Origin of the sequence: Klebsiella sp. 141162 (assembly GCF_050600755.1) — a bacterium.
GTDB lineage: Bacteria > Pseudomonadota > Gammaproteobacteria > Enterobacterales > Enterobacteriaceae > Klebsiella > Klebsiella aerogenes.
The window spans coordinates 154,860-172,070 of record NZ_JAQIRI010000002.1; the positions used below are offsets into that span (position 1 = coordinate 154,860).

Consider the following 17,211-nt stretch of genomic DNA (forward strand, 5'->3'; position numbering starts at 1 on the left):
CGGTTCGATGCGTTCATGATTGCAGGTCATTTAATTTATGGAGATAACAACATGCAGACTGAACCTGAAGTATTAATCGACCATACCGACGTGATTCGCTTCACCAGCATTGAACGTATCATCACCGGGCGTAACACTGCACCAGCACAGATTGAAACGCTCATTCAGCAACTTGCCGATATCTCGGCACTGACCTGCAGTATCAGGGAAAACGGTCCTCGACTAGGCTATGACTCAAGACTTCCACCGTAGCTGCTAGCTGATAGAGAAACCAGAAGCCGCCATAAAAGCCATTACCCGCAATCTTGAATGCAGTATATGGCGTGATTCAATGAAGAAGTCCGGTATGCTGAGTCTGATAGATGTTCAGGCGCATGACCAGTGGTATTGTCCGACGAATTCTCAAGCTCACCATCACAGCCAGGCAGTTATGGCATAACAGATGGTAACTTAATACCGATAAAAAAGAAAAAGCCCCAAGCTAATAATTAGCTCGGGGCTTATATTTGGCGGAAGCGTAGAGATTCGAACTCTAGAACCCTTTCGGGTCGCCGGTTTTCAAGACCGGTGCCTTCAACCGCTCGGCCACGCTTCCGGTATGGGGCGCACTATAAACACCTCTGCCGATGCTGTAAAGCATCATTTTGTTCAACTGCCTTAAAAACAAACAAATCCGTGTTATTCGTCTGAATTTCAGGCAGTTTGCGCAGAAATTCGGCGTTAAGAACGCCCTTTGACTCAATGTTTTATGATGTACATATCTTTGGTGTAGTAAAAGCCCAGCTTATCCGGCTCGAACCCGCCGACCCACGGCTTCACTAAATGGGTACGCACATAGTGATAAACAGGAATCGCGGGCACATCCTCAGCCAACAGATCCTCCGCTTGCTGATAGAATTTGCCTCGCGCGGCGGTATCCGCCGCCTTCGCCGCATCATGCAGCGCTTTATCATAGGCCGGGTTACTGTATTGGCTGGTGTTTTCGCTATCGCCGGTGCGGAAGTTATTCAGGAATGACGCCGCATCGTCATAATCGGCGATCCAGGCATAACGCACGGCATCAAAATTATGCGTATGCATGGTATCCAGCATCGTCTTCCACTCCTGGTTCTGCAGCTTCGCCTCTACGCCGAGATTTTTCTTCCACATTGAACTGGCGGCGATGGCAATGCGCTGGTGCGTCTCCGAGGTGTTATAAAGCAGGTTAAAGACTAAAGGATGACTTTCGTTAAAGCCCGCCTCGTTAAGCAGTTTTTTTGCCTCGGCAATGCGTTTGTCGCGCGGCCAGCTGGCGTAATCCGGTTGTTTCAGCGTGACGCCGCCAATATCGGGCTGGCTAATTAGCCATGCCGGACGCTGTCCCTGCCCCATCACCTTATCGGCGATGATATCTTTATCCAGCCCCATGTTGAGCGCCCGGCGCACTCTGGGGTCATTAAAGGGCGGTTTAGTGGTATTGAGTTCGTAATAGTAGGTCGCCAGCTGCGGAGAAACATTCAGCTGCGAGCCCATCGTTTTCTTCAGTAACGCAAACTGGTTCACCGGCAGCGTATAAACAATATCTATCTCACCGGCTTTATAGCGATTCACATCCGCCGCTTCGGAGGTAATCGGCAGATAGGTCACTTTATTAATTACCGTATGTTCATTATCCCAGTACTTAGGGTTGCGTTGCGCCACGATGCGCTCGTTGACGACCCACTTCGAAAGCGTATAAGGGCCGCTGGTGACGATATGTTCCGGTTTAGTCCATTTGTCACCAAAGCGCTCCACCAGCACCTTATCAATAGGCACCAACGACGGGTGAGCAAGCATTGCGAGGAAGGCGGCGTTAGGCTGATCCAACGTGATCTGCAGCGTGGTATCGTCCAGCGCTTTTACGCCGAGAGTTTCCGGCGACTGTTTTCCCTCCGAGATATCGCGGGCGTTAACGATATGCATATTACCCGGATAGCTGGCGTACGGCGAAGCGGTGGTCGGCGTGACCAGCCGCTGCCAGCTCCAGACGATATCCTGCGCGGTAATCGCTGTCCCATCGGACCAGTTGATGCCAGGACGCAGATGGAAAGTCCAGACGAGGTTATCTTTATTCTCCCACTTCAGCGCCAGCCGCGGCTGAATCTCGCCCTGCGGCGAAACGCTCACCAACCCTTCGAACAGATCGCTGATGATATTATACTCGACGTCGCTTTCGACCTTATGCGGGTCGAGCGAAGCGGGTTCATTACCGTTGTTCCTGACGAGCTCCTGTTTTGCTGCAAGTTCGGTACCCTGCGGGACCTGGGCGGCGATTGCCGTGGCCGCGCTGCCGAGTAAACCCAGGACCAATAATGCGTGTGTGATGTGGTTATATTGTTTTCGTTTCATTTCCCTTGCCTTTATGCTTCGTTGATACCCTTTCCACACTTAGTCGCTGACTGGCATTAAGGCAATATTTTTCAGTGACCTATAAGATTCAGATCTGCTTTCCGTCGTTGAACGCATAAACATACTGTCTTAATCTATTTTACCAGAATAAAACGCTACCCCACCGGCACCGGGATCTGAGTAAAGATGGGTAAAAGCATTATGGCTTTCGGCTCGCTTTTCTTATGCTTCATAACTAATTACATCTGTCATAAGAGAGTGACTCATGGATCGTATAATTACCTCATCGCGTGACCGTTCATCGCTGCTCAGCACGCACAAAGTTCTGCGTAACACCTATTTTCTGCTCAGCCTGACGCTGGCGTTTTCGGCGATCACCGCCACCGCCAGCACCGTGCTGATGCTGCCGTCTCCGGGGCTCATCCTCACCCTGGTGGGCATGTATGGTCTGATGTTCCTGACCTACAAACTGGCTAATAAACCAAGCGGTATTCTGGCGGCCTTCGCCTTTACCGGCTTCCTCGGCTACATCCTGGGGCCAATGCTGAACGCTTACCTGTCCGCAGGCATGGGCGATTTGATCGGTCTGGCGCTGGGCGGCACCGCGCTGGTCTTCTTCTGCTGCTCGGCTTACGTATTAACGACGCGCAAAGACATGTCTTTCCTCGGCGGCATGCTGATGGCGGGCGTGGTGGTCGTCCTGATTGGTATGGTGGCGAACATCTTCCTGCAGCTGCCGGCTCTGCACCTGGCCATCAGCGCGGTGTTCATCCTTATCTCTTCCGGCGCGATTTTGTTTGAAACCAGCAACATCATCCGCGGCGGCGAGACCAACTACATTCGCGCCACCGTTAGCCTGTATGTTTCGCTGTACAATATCTTCGTCAGCCTGCTGAGCATCCTCGGCTTCGCCAGCAGAGACTAACCTTCTCTCCTGCAACACCAGGCCTCGCTTATGCGGGGCCTTATTTTTTGCTACACTGCGCGCAGTTTCCGCATTATGTGAAAAATCATGTTTATCTTTGAAGGCAGTGAAATAGAGACCGATAGCGAAGGCTATCTGAAAGAGACGACTCAGTGGAGTGAAGAGATGGCGGAAGTTATCGCCGCTCAGGAAGGGATCACCCTGTCCGTCGAACACTGGGAAGTGGTGCGCTTCGTGCGCGATTTTTATCTGGAGTTCAACACTTCGCCAGCCATCCGTATGCTGGTCAAAGCGATGGCGAATAAATTCGGTGAAGAGAAAGGCAACAGCCGCTACCTGTATCGATTATTCCCCAAAGGCCCGGCTAAACAGGCGACTAAAATCGCCGGTCTGCCGAAGCCCGTAAAATGCATTTAATAGAGAATAGCGAATTTTTGCCACTCTCTGGTGGGTTGATGGGGCTCGGTTAACACCCTGTCGACCCTTGCGCTACGCGGCCCGCCAGCCTTAAGCCAGGCAATCAGTTTCTCCACCTGCTCCACCTCCCCGCAGGCCAGCACTTCCACGCTGCCATCATCCAGATTTCGCGCATAACCTGTAAGCCCCAGCTGCAGCGCTTCACGCTGCGTTGAATAGCGGAATCCCACGCCCTGAACGACTCCGTGAACCCATGCCATCGTGCATACCTTCGCCATATTACCCCCTCTACTACACTATCCTGTTGCAGAGAATAGCAAATTCTCTCCAGCATACTCACTTTTGCCTGACGCTAAAACATCCGCCCGGCGGCGGCAGGAATGGTGCTTGCCCCAGCCAGTTATGCTAATCTACGCGCCATTTTTCGGTGCCGACGCTCCGTCGCTTAAAGGTAGCCCCATGACAGATTCCATTATCCCACGCTTAGTATTAGCCAAAGGACGCGAGAAATCCCTGCTGCGTCGCCATCCATGGATTTTCTCCGGCGCCGTCGCCCGGATGGAAGGTAAAGCTCGTTCCGGCGAGACGATTGATATCGTTGATTCCCAAGGGAAATGGCTCGCTCGCGGCGCCTATTCGCCCTCCTCGCAGATCCGCGCCCGTGTCTGGAGTTTCGATCGTCATGAAGCTATCGATAATGCTTTTTTCGAGCGTCGCCTGCAGCAGGCGCAAACCTGGCGTCAATGGCTGGCCGAACGCGATGGTCTTGACAGCTATCGTTTAATCGCCGGGGAATCCGACGGCCTGCCTGGCGTAACGATCGATCGCTTTGGCGATTTCTTCGTCCTGCAGTTGTTGAGCGCCGGCGCCGAATATCAGCGTGCGGCCATTGTCAGCGCCCTGCAGACCCTGTTCCCGCAATGCTCTATTTACGATCGCAGCGATGTGGCGGTGCGTAAAAAAGAAGGGTTGGATCTGGCGCAGGGCCCGGTGGTAGGCGAACTGCCGCCGGCGCTGCTGCCCATTACCGAGCACGGTATGCAGTTGCTGGTAGATATCCAGGGTGGCCATAAAACCGGCTACTATCTCGATCAGCGCGATAGCCGTCTGGCGACCCGCCGCTACGTCGCCGATAAGCGCGTCCTCAACTGCTTCTCTTATACCGGTGGATTCGCGGTTTCTGCGCTGATGGGCGGCTGCCGTCAGGTCACCAGCGTTGATACTTCACAGGAAGCGCTGGACGTCGCCCGGCAGAACGTTGAGCTCAATAAGCTGGATCTGTCCAAAGCCGAATTCGTGCGCGATGACGTATTCAAACTGCTGCGTAAATATCGCGATCAGGGGGAAAAATTCGATGTCATCGTCATGGATCCGCCAAAATTCGTCGAAAACAAAAGCCAACTGATGGGCGCCTGCCGCGGCTATAAAGACATCAACATGCTGGCGATCCAGCTGTTGAACCCCGGCGGCGTGCTGTTGACTTTCTCCTGTTCCGGCCTGATGACCACCGATTTATTTCAGAAAATCATCGCCGATGCCGCAATAGACGCCGGGCGTGATGTACAATTTATAGAGCAGTTCCGTCAGGCTGCCGATCACCCGGTGATCGCAACCTACCCGGAAGGACTGTATCTGAAAGGGTTTGCCTGTCGCGTCATGTAACTTGAAAAGCGGAACATCGCCCACACGTTATTCTCATGACTCAAGAACATTTGAAGATGATGGATACAGTGGGCGCCAGCGTTTCCCGGGAGGTGACTATGATTGCCAGCAAATTCGGTATCGGCCAACAGGTTCGCCATACGCTACTCGGCTACCTTGGCGTAATCGTTGATATCGATCCAGAGTATTCGCTTGACGAGCCCGCCGCGGATGAAATCGGCGCCAACGATGAACTGCGCGCGGCCCCCTGGTATCATGTTGTGATGGAAGATGAGGACGGCCAGCCGGTCCACACCTACCTCGCGGAAGCGCAGCTCAGTAGTGAAGCCAGCGATGAGCATCCCGAACAGCCATCGATGGACGAACTGGCGCAGACTATCCGTAAACAGCTGCAGGCGCCGCGGCTGCGGAACTGACTGGCCTTTGTTCCCGATGCTTTGTTAAAAACCCCGTTAACACGGGGTTTTTTATTTTACTTCGCTAGCCCAAGCCGCGGAATTTCAATCGCAGGGCAGCGGTCCATGACCACATTTAACCCCGCTTCACGCGCCATAACCGCTGCCTGTTCATTAATAACGCCAAGCTGCATCCACAACGTCTTCGCTCCGATGGCGACGGCCTCTTGCGCCACGCCCCACGCCGCTTCGGAATTGCGGAACACATCGACCATATCGACCTTTTCAGGTACCTCCGCCAGGGTGGCATAGCCTTGTTGACCGAGCAGCGTTTTGCCCGCCACCTTGGGCGAAACAGGAATGACATGATAGCCCTGTTCCAACAGATATCTCATTACCCGATAGCTCGGGCGATCGGGCTTGTCGCTGGCGCCTACCAGCGCAATCGTCCGCGTCGCGGTTAGAATGCCGGCAATATCGTTCTCTTTCATCATAATCCTCCTGCTCTTTAGCCCTAGTGTAAGCTAATACGGGTAAAGCAGCCATCCAGACTAACTCACAGATACAGCAAAAATTTTCTCCCCAACGCTTGCAGCATCAGTCACTTCCAGTAATCTGTCTGCAAGTTAATATAAGTGGAACCCCATTATGGAACTGACAACACGCACCTTGCCCGCACGCAAACATATCGCGCTGGTAGCACACGATCACTGCAAAGATCTGCTGATGAAATGGGTCGAACGTCACCAGGCGCTACTGGCTCAGCACCAGCTCTATGCAACCGGGACCACCGGCAACCTGGTCTCACGCGCCACCGGGCTGGAAGTGAAAGCGATGCTGAGCGGCCCGATGGGCGGCGACCAGCAGGTGGGCGCGCTGATTTCTGAAGGGAAAATTGATGTGCTGATCTTCTTCTGGGATCCGCTGAATGCGGTGCCCCACGATCCTGACGTCAAAGCGCTCCTGCGTCTGGCGACGGTGTGGAATATCCCGGTTGCCACGAATGCCGCCACCGCTGACTTTATTATTCAGTCGCCGGATTTCAACCAGCCTATCGATATTCTCATCCCTGATTACCAGCGTTACCTTGCCGAGCGCCTGAAGTAATTCCCACGGCGGCCAGACGGCCGCCGATGATCAGGGCTTTCGCGCCACCGGCACGCCCAACTCCTGCAAAACCTCAACAAACGGCGATGGTCGTTCTTTATTGAACAGCAGCCAGACCCGCAGGCGGGCGCGGGTTATCGCCACATACAGTAGCCTACGCTCTTCAGCATCAGGGAAATCTTCCGGCTGTGGGAGCAATGCCTGTTCCATCACCGACTCTCTTGCCGGCGCCGGGAAGGCGTCATCACCCTCCTGCAAGCCCAACACAATAACAAAGTCAGCCTGCTGGCCTTTGCTGGCATGAATTGTCATAAAATCTAGCTGCAGATGCGGCCAGCGGGTCGCGGCTTTTTCCAGCGCGGCGGGTTTCAGATGGTGATAGCGCGCCAGCAGTAAAATCCGCTGTTGCGGTTTAACGTAGCCGCTCAACTTGTCGAGCAGATCGTCGAGTTTATCGTCGGGCAGCAGGGTCACCGCTTTCTTATCGCCAGCGGTCAGACTATTCAGCGGTTTAGCCAACTGATGCGGGTTTTGCTGAATAAAACCGTTGGCGATTTCGCCGATACGACCATTAAATCGATAGGTGGTATCCAGCGCGCAACAGTCCCCTTCGCCAAAGTAGTGGTTAAATGCCGTGGTTAAAGAGAGCTGCGCGCCGCTAAAGCGATAGATAGCCTGCCAGTCGTCACCCACCGCAAATAACGTGGTCTGTTTATTTTGCCGGCGCAGCGCCGCCAGCAATTCAGCGCGCTGTGGAGAGATATCCTGAAATTCATCCACCAGAATATGTTTCCAGGGGCTCACAAAACGGCCTTTATCCAGTATGTTAACGGCCTGGTGAATAAGCCCGGAGAAATCAACGGCATTCTCCTCTTTCAACGCCGTTTTCCAGGCTTTCAGTAGCGGGGCCATCAGTTTCACACGCTTATTAAAGAGGTCGCGTACTTCTTCAGGCGCGCTGGCGATCATCTCCGCCTGCGAGCCGCCATGCATACGCATCAAACTAACCCAGCGGTCAAGACGGCCAGCCAGGCGACGCAGCAGCGCGCGATCCTGCCAGAAATCGCCTTCGTCAATCTGCCACTCCATCTCATCCATCAACCACTGACGCCAGCCTTTAGCCTGCGCTTTTTTCTCCTGACACTGCTGCTGCCAGGCCTTCAACAAAAGCTTTTGCCGGGCGGCGGTATCGTTTTCCAGCTTACTGATCGCCGGAACCTTCTTACTACCCTGCTGAATAATATGTAACGCCAGTGAATGAAAGGTCCGCGCAGCAATCTCGTCGGTTCCCAATCGCTCCTGAATACGTTCATCCATTTCCTGAGCAGCCTGACGGCCAAACGCCAGGAGCAGGATCTGATCGGCTGCCGCCTCGCCGCGATTTAACAACCACCCTGCACGGGCGACCAGCACCGAGGTTTTTCCGCTACCGGCGCCGGCAAGCACCAGCAACGAACGCTCGCCGTTAACCACCGCCCGCGCCTGCGCCGGGTTGAGCGGTGAAGACTCGACCTTATCGAAGAAAGCGCGATACTGTTCCAGCATGGCTTCGGTATAGGCTTGATTATGTGCCAGGCGAGCCTCGTCGATATCGCTAAGCCAGCATTGACACTGGCGCCACAGTTCGCGGCAGTTATCAAATTCATCCAGACGGCTCTCAGGGAAAGGCAGTCCGGTTAAGGCGCGGCGTATCTTCGCCTGAACATCGGCGACCTGCTGGCGGGTCAGCCACTTACCTTCGGCGCTGGCGCGTTCAATTTCACTTAACTGTTGGCGCAGTAATTGCGCGGCAATTTCACTCATCTCCGCGCTCCACTGCTGCCAGAGATTATTGAGATGATGATAGAAATGTTGCGTCTCAGCCCACTCGGTACCATGCAAACGCACAACTTTGCTTTCAGGCAGTGCGAACTCCAGCTCGCCCCACACCAGGCCACGCTTACATTGAACTGACAATAACTGATTGAAAGGTATAAGATACTCATGACGATCGCCGGAGACTTTAACCCCGGCATTCAGCAACTGCACCCGATCATAAGGATGCTGCGCCATGCGTTTGCCCAATGTTGTCGCTTTAAGTTCCATATATCGCCAAATTTCAATCAGTTTGAATGTTTTTAAGTTTAACCGCCCGCGAGCAGGTGCTCCAGCGCAAAAAAACGTTACAATTGCCGGGTCTTATTATCCATAGGGTTAACCAGAGGGTTTATGCGTACCATTCTGAATATTTTAAACTTTGTTCTTGGCGGTTTCGCCACCACGCTCGGTTGGCTACTGGCGACGCTGGTCAGTATTGTTTTGATTTTCACGTTACCGCTGACCCGTTCATGTTGGGAAATTACCAGGTTATCGCTTTTCCCCTACGGTAATGAAGCCATTCATGTTGATGAACTGGAACCTGAAGCAAAAAACAGCTTACTGAACGCGGGCGGCACTATTTTGAATATTTTGTGGTTCATGTTCTTTGGCTGGTGGCTGTGCCTGATGCATATCTTCAGCGGTATCGCCCAGTGCCTGACCATCATTGGTATCCCTGTCGGGATCGCCAACTTTAAAATTGCCGCTATTGCGCTTTGGCCAGTAGGACGCCGCGTGGTCTCCGTTGAAACGGCTCGCGCCGCACGCGAAGCCAACGCCCGCCGCCGCTTTCAGTAATTGTACGGATCACTGTTATGTTAAGCCCCCTGCTCCGCCGTTATACATGGAATAGCGCCTGGTTATATAACGCCAGGATATTTATTGCGCTTTGTGGCACCACGATCGCGCCGTGGTGGATTGGCGAAGTCAAACTCACGATCCCGTTAACGCTCGGGGTGGTAGCCGCGGCGCTGACCGACCTCGACGATCGCCTCACCGGGCGGCTACGTAATCTCGCCATTACGCTGGTCTGCTTCTTTATTGCTTCCGCATCGGTGGAATTACTGTTTCCGTGGCCATGGCTGTTTGCTATAGGCTTAACCCTGTCCACGACGGGCTTTATCTTGCTCGGCGGTCTGGGTCAACGCTATGCCACCATTGCTTTCGGCGCCTTACTGATCGCTATCTACACCATGTTAGGGGTCACTCTGTATAACAGTTGGTACCTGCAGCCGCTCTTTTTGCTGGCTGGCGCCATCTGGTACAACGTATTAACACTCGCCGGTCATCTTATTTTCCCCATTCGTCCGCTGCAGGATAACCTTGCGCGCAGCTATGAACAGCTGGCGCAGTATCTTGAACTTAAATCACGGTTGTTCGATCCGGATATCGAAGATGAAAGTCAGGCGCCGTTGTACGATCTGGCGCTCGCCAACGGCAAACTGGTTGCGATGCTGAACCAGACGAAAGCGTCTTTACTTACGCGCCTGCGCGGCGACCGCGGGCAACGCGGTACTCGTCGTACCCTACAGTACTATTTCGTCGCTCAGGACATTCATGAGCGTGCCAGCTCGTCGCATATTCAGTATCAGACGCTTCGCGACCATTTCCGCTACAGCGATGTGATGTTCCGTTTCCAGCGGATGCTGTCGATGCAGGCGCAGGCGTGTCAGAAACTCTCCCGCGCCATCCTCTTACGCGTTCCGTATCAGCATGATGCGCATTTTGAACGCGCCTTTATGCATCTTGACGCGGCGCTGGATCGCGTTCGCGCCAGCGGCGCGCCGCAAGATCAGGTCAAAGCGCTGGGTTTTCTACTCAATAACCTACGCGCCATTGATGCGCAATTGGCAACCATCGAATCGGTGCAAACCAGCGTGCTGGCCAGCAACCATCCCGAAAACCTGCTTGCAGACGATCGCCCCAGCGGCTTTAGCGATATCTGGCTACGGCTGCGCAGCAATATGACGCCGGAATCGGCGCTTTTCCGCCATGCGGTGCGCATGTCACTGGTGCTGTGCGCGGGCTATGCCTTCATTCAGTTTACCGGCCTCAACCACGGTTACTGGATTCTGCTGACCAGCCTGTTTGTTTGCCAGCCGAACTATAACGCTACCCGGCATCGCCTGGCGTTAAGGATCATCGGGACATTGGTAGGGGTCGCTATCGGGCTACCGGTGCTGCTGCTGGTTCCCTCGGTCGAAGGCCAGCTATTGCTCATTGTACTAACTGGTGTGCTGTTTTTCGCCTTTCGCAACGTCCAGTATGCGCATGCCACTATGTTTATCACGCTGCTGGTACTGCTGTGCTTTAACCTGTTGGGCGAGGGATTCGAAGTCGCTTTACCGCGTATCCTCGATACATTAATCGGCTGCGCTATCGCCTGGGCGGCAGTGACCTTTATCTGGCCAGACTGGAACTTCCGTAATTTACCTCGGGTACTTGATCAGGCTATCAACGCTAACTGCCGTTATCTGGACGCTATTCTTGAGCAGTACCATCAGGGGCGCGACAACCGTCTTGAGTATCGCGTCGCCCGACGTAATGCACATAACCGGGATAGCGAGCTGGCATCAGTGGTATCCAATTTATCCACAGAGCCAAAAGCCGACAACACAATGCGTGAAACCGCATTCCGCCTGCTGTGCCTTAACCATACGTTTACCAGCTATATTTCCGCGTTGGGGGCGCACAGGGAGAAACTGACGACGCCGGAAATACTGGCGTTACTCGATGATGCCGTCTGCTACGTCGATGATGCGCTGCATCATTCTCCCGCGGACGAACAGCGCGTTCAGCAGGCGCTCAGCAACCTGCAATCACGTATTCAACACCTGGAACCGCGAGCCGACAGCAAAGAACCATTGGTCCTGCAGCAGATTGGGCTACTGCTCGCACTGCTGCCGGAAATATGTCGCCTGCAGCGCCGGATTGCCGGTCAACCAGAATAATCCTCCACGCCGTACCCTTGCGTATTAGCCCACTCCCGTAGCTCCTGGCGCCGCTGCGCCGGGAGCGCGGCGGAATGGGTGCCGGCAATCGCGCCCGCCAGGGACTCAAGGACATTGATTGATATTCCTTTATTATGCTCCCTCAATTTTAACCAGCTTTTTTCCGCACCAATTGTACGCAGCATTTTCACATCGGTTATTCCGGCATGAATCAACATCAATTCCATGTGGAAACTGATATTAGGCAAATCTTTTAGCCTGCCAGAATCACGCTGATGCTGCTTTTCGCTACGCGCCGTATGCAAAGACAGCTCCGAGAGGTGAAACAGCATTTTACTGTCCTGCCATAATGCTTCATCTATACGGTAATATTTTAGCGCTACCGGCCGACCATTTTTGCGCATGGTTAACATTGGGCTATGATGCTCGACGCGATATTCTGCGCTTTGCTCACACACTCTAAGATAGATTTCGCCTTCGGCCACCATGGCAAACACGGTATTGTCTATCGCCAGACTGTAACCGCCAAATAGAGGCCGGCTACTGATTTTGCCTAAGGGAGAAAGGCACTCCTGAAACTGGAGGAACCGTAATTTTGATAGTTTCTTCATGATCATTCCTTTGGTAATCATGCATATAAAAGTAATTTTTATTAACGGATCCGTTATTGAAGAAAATAAGTGAGTTCGTTTTGTGCAGCAAGATGAATTTTGGCTTCATTTCAACCAGCTCGCCGTTTTGCGAGGCGCTTTCAGGAAAAAGTTATTCTGCAAATCGTGTTGCAGAGACTCGCTGAATACTTAAGCAATGTTAATTGATAAACAGCATATCGGCCCCATCGACATCATGCCCGGTAGCCGTGAAGCAAAGATAAATAGAGGGAAATATCTCCTGCGGCTGCAGCATAGAGAGAGTGAATTCATATAAACAAGTCGCCGCGGCTCTGATTCATAGCCGGGTAGAGTGCATAAAATATATGCAAAAGTGGGAAAATGAGGTTGACGTTAACCCCTGGTGGATATACTGTATATACATACAGTAACTCACAGGCGAGATAGACTATGTTTACTTCAGCTCACGCAAATCGTTCACCACTGACTTCGGCTTCAGTACGTCGCCCTTCGCACAGCGTCGTCGAACATTCAGCCACTGGGCTGATTAGTGAAATCGTCTATCGCGAAGATCAACCCATGATGACGCAGCTTTTGTTGCTACCTTTATTACAACAGTTGGGCCAGCAGTCGCGCTGGCAACTGTGGCTCACGCCGCAGCAGAAGCTGAGTAAAGAATGGGTACAATCATCCGGCCTGCCGCTATCAAAAGTGATGCAAATTAACCAGATGTCGCCCTGCAACACTCTGGAATCGATGATTCGCGCTTTACGTACCGGGAATTATAGCGTGGTTATTGGCTGGCTGACGGATGAACTTACTGAACAAGAGCATGAACGCCTGGCGCTCGCCGCAGAAGAAGGTCATGCGATGGGCTTTATCATGCGCCCGGTGAGAAATACAAGCCAGCCTGGGAGACAATTAAGTGGGCTAAAAATTCACTCAAATTTATATCATTGAGTGAAATTAGGATTAATCCTGGAATTTTTTTTGCCTCATCAAAAACCATTCTCGTAAAGTGGTTAATTTCACAGAGATCCCGGTGTGGTGCGGTTTCGCGACTTTTTGCCGCGTTCACAAATTAACCATATTTGTTAAATATTGTGTATACAACCCTTTTTTTTCATATGCCTGACCGAGTTCACACTTGTAAGTTTCTAACTAAGTTGTAGACTTTACATCGCCAGGGGTGATCGGCTTACGCTGCATGTATCAGCATAGTTAACAACGAGTCACGCCCCCGGTGAAGGATTTAACCGTGAGGTCTTATGTACCATCATGGCGAATTTTGGATGATAATGAGGCGCAAAAAATGAAAAAGACAGCTATCGCGATTGCAGTGGCACTGGCTGGCTTCGCTACCGTAGCGCAGGCCGCTCCGAAAGATAACACCTGGTATGCAGGTGGTAAACTGGGTTGGTCCCAGTTCCATGACACCGGCTGGTACAACAGCAACCTGAACAACAATGGCCCGACCCACGAAAGCCAGCTGGGCGCTGGTGCGTTCGGTGGTTATCAGGTTAACCCGTACCTCGGTTTCGAAATGGGTTACGACTGGCTGGGCCGTATGCCTTACAAAGGCGACAAAGTTAACGGCGCATTCAAAGCTCAGGGCGTTCAGCTGACCGCTAAACTGGGTTACCCGATCACTGACGATCTGGACATCTACACCCGTCTGGGCGGCATGGTATGGCGCGCTGACTCCAGCAACAGCATCGCTGGCGACAACCACGACACCGGCGTTTCCCCAGTATTCGCTGGCGGCGTTGAGTGGGCAATGACCCGTGACATCGCTACCCGTCTGGAATACCAGTGGGTTAACAACATCGGCGACGCAGGCACTGTAGGCGTTCGTCCGGACAACGGCATGCTGAGCGTTGGTGTTTCCTACCGTTTCGGTCAGGAAGACAATGCACCGGTTGTAGCTCCGGCTCCGGCTCCGGCTCCAGAAGTCACCACCAAGACCTTCACCCTGAAGTCTGACGTACTGTTCAACTTCAACAAAGCAACTCTGAAACCAGAAGGTCAGCAGGCTCTGGATCAGCTGTACACCCAGCTGAGCAACATGGACCCGAAAGACGGTTCTGCAGTTGTTCTGGGTTACACCGACCGCATCGGTTCCGAGCAGTACAACCAGAAACTGTCTGAGAAACGTGCTCAGTCCGTTGTTGACTACCTCGTAGCTAAAGGCATCCCGGCTAACAAGATCTCTGCTCGCGGTATGGGCGAATCTGATCCGGTTACCGGCAACACCTGTGACAACGTGAAAGCTCGCGCTGCACTGATCGACTGCCTGGCTCCGGATCGTCGCGTAGCGATCGAAGTTAAAGGTTACAAAGACGTAGTAACTCAGCCGCAGGCTTAAGTTTTCTACGATAAAAAACCCCGCTGATGCGGGGTTTTTTTTGGCCTGATTTTGAGCTCAAAAGAAAAATCACAAGCAACGTCGCGACAATACTTACTCTTTTCCTAAGAGCACCTGCAGATCGTGCTTCAGGCTCGACATCTTGCTGGCATATTTTTCTTTATGCTCGGCGTCTTCAATCAGCTGTACGATGGTTTCTGATAATGTCTTTCCTCGCCGTTGGGCAAGCCCGGCCAGGCGTTGCCAGACAACGAACTCCAGATCGATGGACTTTTTCCGCGTATGCTGATGCTCGGCGTTAAAATGACGCTTGCGTCGTGCGCGAATAGTCTGCTTCATCCGGTTAGCCAGCTCCGGATTCATATGCTGATCGATCCAGGTATTCACCAGAACAGGTTCATTTTCGAGCGTCAGCAAGACATCGACCGCGGCTTGCGCAGCGCTGGCTTCAATGTAGCGGGTAATCAGCTCACCTTCCCGGTGCTTCTTTACCAGATATTTCCATTTCCAGCCGCTTTCAAGGTTTTCCAGTTGTTGATATTTCATTGCGATCTCAATGTGACCGTGTAACTCATTTCAGGATATCAGTTTTTTCTGGATGTGCTGAGAATAAATCATCTTTCGTGATGTGGACGATTCCATTATCAGCGTGATAAACGCAATCCTCCGTGTGCTCAGACGCGGCATCGGGTATAATCGCTCGTTTTACATCTGACTAAAAAACAGCGACTTTGACCATTACGAAACTTACCCGAAACGACCTCGCTCCTGATACGGAAAGTTATCAGGCGCTGTTTACCCAGGTCAATCTCGCCGAGGCAGAGGCATCCCTCGCCGGCGATCTACAGCCCCGTTTATTTTATGCGCTGGAACAGCTTCTGATCACGCCAGCCATTTCATCTTTTATGCTGGTAAAGGCGCCGGAAGAACCGGAATATCTGCATTGGGTAGCCGAAGCCGCCCGCAGCCTGCAGCAACCCACAACAGCGCTCTTCGGTGTACGCTATCAGGTCAACGGCGGCAACGTAACCCTGTCGCCAGCCCAAAGCGCGGAAGACAATTTTGCCAGCAGCGGTCCGGTTGAATCCGCAGACTGGATTGAAGCGGAACAGCTCTTTGGCTGCGTACGCCAGTTTAACGGCGAAATTTCGCTGCAACCGGGCCTGGTGCATCGCGCGAACGGCGGCGTCCTGTTGCTCTCCCTGCGCGCGCTGCTGGCCCAGCCGCTGCTGTGGATGCGCCTGAAGAACATGGTGACCCGTCAGCGCTTTGACTGGCTGTCTATTGACGAATCCCGCCCTCTTCCCGTTAGCATTCCCTCCATGCCGCTGAACCTGAGGATCATTCTGATCGGCGAGCGCGATGCGCTGGCTGATTTCCAGGAGATGGAACCGGAACTCGCCTCGCAGGCCATTTATAGCGAGTATGAAGACAACCTGCAGATAGCCGATGCTGACACCCTGAAACTCTGGTGTCAGTGGGTCTGGCAAAATGCTCGCCAGCTTTCGCTACCGGGGCCGGCGGCAGACGCATGGCCGCTGCTGATTGCAGAAGGCGCTCGAGACACCGGCGATCAGGAGACGCTTCCGCTTTCCCCTCTCTGGATTAGCCGCCAGCTGCGTGAAGCGGCAGCCTTCTGCGAAGGCGAATGGATTAGCGGCGCGGAGATGCAAACCATGCTTGAGCGCCGTGAATGGCGTGAAGGCTATCTTGCCGAGCGGATGCGCGATGAAATTCTTCTCGATCAGATCATGATTGATACCGAAGGCGAATGCATCGGTCAGATCAACGCCCTGTCGGTAATCGAATTTCCAGGCCACCCACGCGCCTTTGGCGAACCTTCGCGCATCAGCTGCGTAGTGCATATCGGCGACGGCGAATTCATCGATGTAGAACGCAAAGCTGAACTCGGCGGCAATATTCACGCCAAAGGCATGATGATCATGCAGGCGTTTATCATGTCCGAGCTTGAACTTGAACAGCAGCTGCCGTTTAGCGCATCGCTGACCTTCGAACAGTCCTACAGCGAAGTGGATGGCGATAGCGCCTCAATGGCCGAGCTGTGCGCTCTCATCAGCGCGCTGGCCAATGTGCCGATTAACCAGAGTATTGCGATTACCGGTTCGGTCGATCAGTTCGGTCGCGTCCAGCCGGTCGGCGGTCTGAACGAAAAGATTGAAGGTTTCTTCACTATCTGCCAGCAGCGCGGATTAACAGGCAAGCAAGGCGTCATTATCCCGTCTGCCAACGTCCGTCATCTGAGCCTCGCCCAGGAACTTCGCCAGGCAGTGGCTGACGAGCAGTTCTTTATCTGGGCCATTGACGACGTTACCGAAGCCCTGCCGCTTCTCACCCAACTGCAATGGGATGGCGAAGGACAAACGCTACGACAAACTATTCAGGAACGGATTGCGCAGGCGATGCAACAAGAGACTCGCCATCGTTTTCCATGGCCGCTACGCTGGTTAGGCGGATCAAATTCGAACTGATCGGACTTGTTCAGCTTACACGTGTTAGCTATCCTGCGTCCCGAACTCAAAATAAGGCTTACTGA

16 protein-coding genes, 1 tRNA gene and 1 pseudogene are annotated in these 17,211 nt (G+C 53.1%); 11 read left to right on the plus strand and 7 right to left on the minus strand.

Annotated features, from left to right (window positions below; all coding sequences use genetic code 11):
* Positions 1-51 precede the first annotated feature (51 nt).
* Positions 52-388 (plus strand): annotated as a pseudogene (locus PGR23_RS08340) (DUF4942 domain-containing protein); the annotation flags it as partial.
* A 119-nt stretch (positions 389-507) separates the two neighbouring features.
* On the opposite strand, the gene PGR23_RS08345 reads toward PGR23_RS08340, so the two are convergent.
* Both PGR23_RS08345 and PGR23_RS08350 read right to left on the minus strand, forming a co-directional pair.
* Positions 508-595 (minus strand) — tRNA-Ser (locus PGR23_RS08345).
* Positions 596-738: 143 nt separating this feature from the next.
* Positions 739-2,367 (minus strand): ABC transporter substrate-binding protein, encoded by a 1,629-nt coding sequence (locus PGR23_RS08350; protein ID WP_396279792.1) that lies wholly within the window; start codon positions 2,365-2,367, stop codon positions 739-741.
* A 265-nt stretch (positions 2,368-2,632) separates the two neighbouring features.
* Between PGR23_RS08350 and yccA the strand changes: the two genes are divergently transcribed.
* Both yccA and tusE read left to right on the plus strand, forming a co-directional pair.
* Positions 2,633-3,292, plus strand: a complete 660-nt coding sequence (gene yccA, locus PGR23_RS08355; protein WP_015704916.1) for an FtsH protease modulator YccA — start codon at positions 2,633-2,635, stop codon at positions 3,290-3,292.
* Between the two features lie 87 nt (positions 3,293-3,379).
* On the plus strand, positions 3,380-3,709 hold the full coding sequence (gene tusE / locus PGR23_RS08360) for a sulfurtransferase TusE (RefSeq protein ID WP_396279793.1): 330 nt from the start codon (positions 3,380-3,382) through the stop codon (positions 3,707-3,709).
* Here tusE and yccX read toward each other — a convergent pair.
* Complete coding sequence (gene yccX, locus PGR23_RS08365) at positions 3,706-3,987, minus strand: acylphosphatase (protein WP_047065499.1); 282 nt, start codon at positions 3,985-3,987, stop codon at positions 3,706-3,708. The two genes, tusE and yccX, sit on opposite strands and share 4 nt — an antisense overlap.
* A 181-nt stretch (positions 3,988-4,168) precedes the next feature.
* Here yccX and rlmI point away from each other — a divergent pair, with 181 nt between their 5' ends.
* Both rlmI and hspQ read left to right on the plus strand, forming a co-directional pair.
* The gene (gene rlmI / locus PGR23_RS08370; protein ID WP_015367414.1) at positions 4,169-5,371 is read left to right on the plus strand and encodes a 23S rRNA (cytosine(1962)-C(5))-methyltransferase RlmI; all 1,203 of its coding nucleotides are present in this window, start codon (positions 4,169-4,171) and stop codon (positions 5,369-5,371) included.
* A gap of 98 nt (positions 5,372-5,469) precedes the next feature.
* Positions 5,470-5,787 carry a heat shock protein HspQ gene (gene hspQ / locus PGR23_RS08375; RefSeq protein ID WP_015367415.1) on the plus strand — a complete coding sequence of 106 codons (318 nt, stop codon included), beginning with the start codon at positions 5,470-5,472 and terminating at the stop codon, positions 5,785-5,787.
* 56 nt (positions 5,788-5,843) lie between these two features.
* Here the strand turns inward: hspQ and PGR23_RS08380 are convergent, their stop codons facing one another.
* Positions 5,844-6,257, minus strand: coding sequence for a CoA-binding protein (locus tag PGR23_RS08380; RefSeq protein ID WP_032714178.1), 414 nt, complete (start codon positions 6,255-6,257; stop codon positions 5,844-5,846).
* Positions 6,258-6,414: 157 nt separating this feature from the next.
* Here PGR23_RS08380 and mgsA point away from each other — a divergent pair, with 157 nt between their 5' ends.
* Positions 6,415-6,873, plus strand: a complete 459-nt coding sequence (gene mgsA, locus PGR23_RS08385; protein ID WP_047045649.1) for a methylglyoxal synthase — start codon at positions 6,415-6,417, stop codon at positions 6,871-6,873.
* A gap of 30 nt (positions 6,874-6,903) precedes the next feature.
* Here the strand turns inward: mgsA and helD are convergent, their stop codons facing one another.
* Complete coding sequence (gene helD, locus PGR23_RS08390; protein WP_047045647.1) at positions 6,904-8,958, minus strand: DNA helicase IV; 2,055 nt, start codon at positions 8,956-8,958, stop codon at positions 6,904-6,906.
* Positions 8,959-9,081: 123 nt separating this feature from the next.
* Here helD and PGR23_RS08395 point away from each other — a divergent pair, with 123 nt between their 5' ends.
* Both PGR23_RS08395 and yccS read left to right on the plus strand, forming a co-directional pair.
* Positions 9,082-9,528, plus strand: a complete 447-nt coding sequence (locus tag PGR23_RS08395; RefSeq protein ID WP_045395640.1) for a YccF domain-containing protein — start codon at positions 9,082-9,084, stop codon at positions 9,526-9,528.
* Positions 9,529-9,545: 17 nt separating this feature from the next.
* Positions 9,546-11,681 carry a YccS family putative transporter gene (gene yccS, locus PGR23_RS08400; protein WP_348876204.1) on the plus strand — a complete coding sequence of 712 codons (2,136 nt, stop codon included), beginning with the start codon at positions 9,546-9,548 and terminating at the stop codon, positions 11,679-11,681.
* Here the strand turns inward: yccS and PGR23_RS08405 are convergent.
* Positions 11,669-12,292: a TfoX/Sxy family DNA transformation protein gene (locus PGR23_RS08405; RefSeq protein ID WP_045395642.1), complete on the minus strand. Its 624-nt coding sequence runs from the start codon at positions 12,290-12,292 to the stop codon at positions 11,669-11,671. The genes yccS and PGR23_RS08405 overlap by 13 nt on opposite strands.
* A 450-nt stretch (positions 12,293-12,742) precedes the next feature.
* Between PGR23_RS08405 and sulA the strand changes: the two genes are divergently transcribed.
* Both sulA and ompA read left to right on the plus strand, forming a co-directional pair.
* Positions 12,743-13,252, plus strand: a complete 510-nt coding sequence (sulA, locus tag PGR23_RS08410) for an SOS-induced cell division inhibitor SulA (protein WP_020079240.1) — start codon at positions 12,743-12,745, stop codon at positions 13,250-13,252.
* Positions 13,253-13,604: 352 nt separating this feature from the next.
* Positions 13,605-14,657, plus strand: coding sequence for a porin OmpA (gene ompA / locus PGR23_RS08415; protein WP_080473199.1), 1,053 nt, complete (start codon positions 13,605-13,607; stop codon positions 14,655-14,657).
* Positions 14,658-14,750: 93 nt separating this feature from the next.
* Here ompA and matP read toward each other — a convergent pair whose 3' ends face one another.
* Entirely contained in the window at positions 14,751-15,203 is a 453-nt protein-coding gene (matP, locus tag PGR23_RS08420; protein WP_015367432.1) for a macrodomain Ter protein MatP, read from the minus strand.
* Between the two features lie 185 nt (positions 15,204-15,388).
* Here matP and PGR23_RS08425 point away from each other — a divergent pair, with 185 nt between their 5' ends.
* Positions 15,389-17,146, plus strand: coding sequence for an AAA family ATPase (locus tag PGR23_RS08425; RefSeq protein ID WP_396279794.1), 1,758 nt, complete (start codon positions 15,389-15,391; stop codon positions 17,144-17,146).
* The last annotated feature ends 65 nt before the right edge of the window (positions 17,147-17,211 follow it).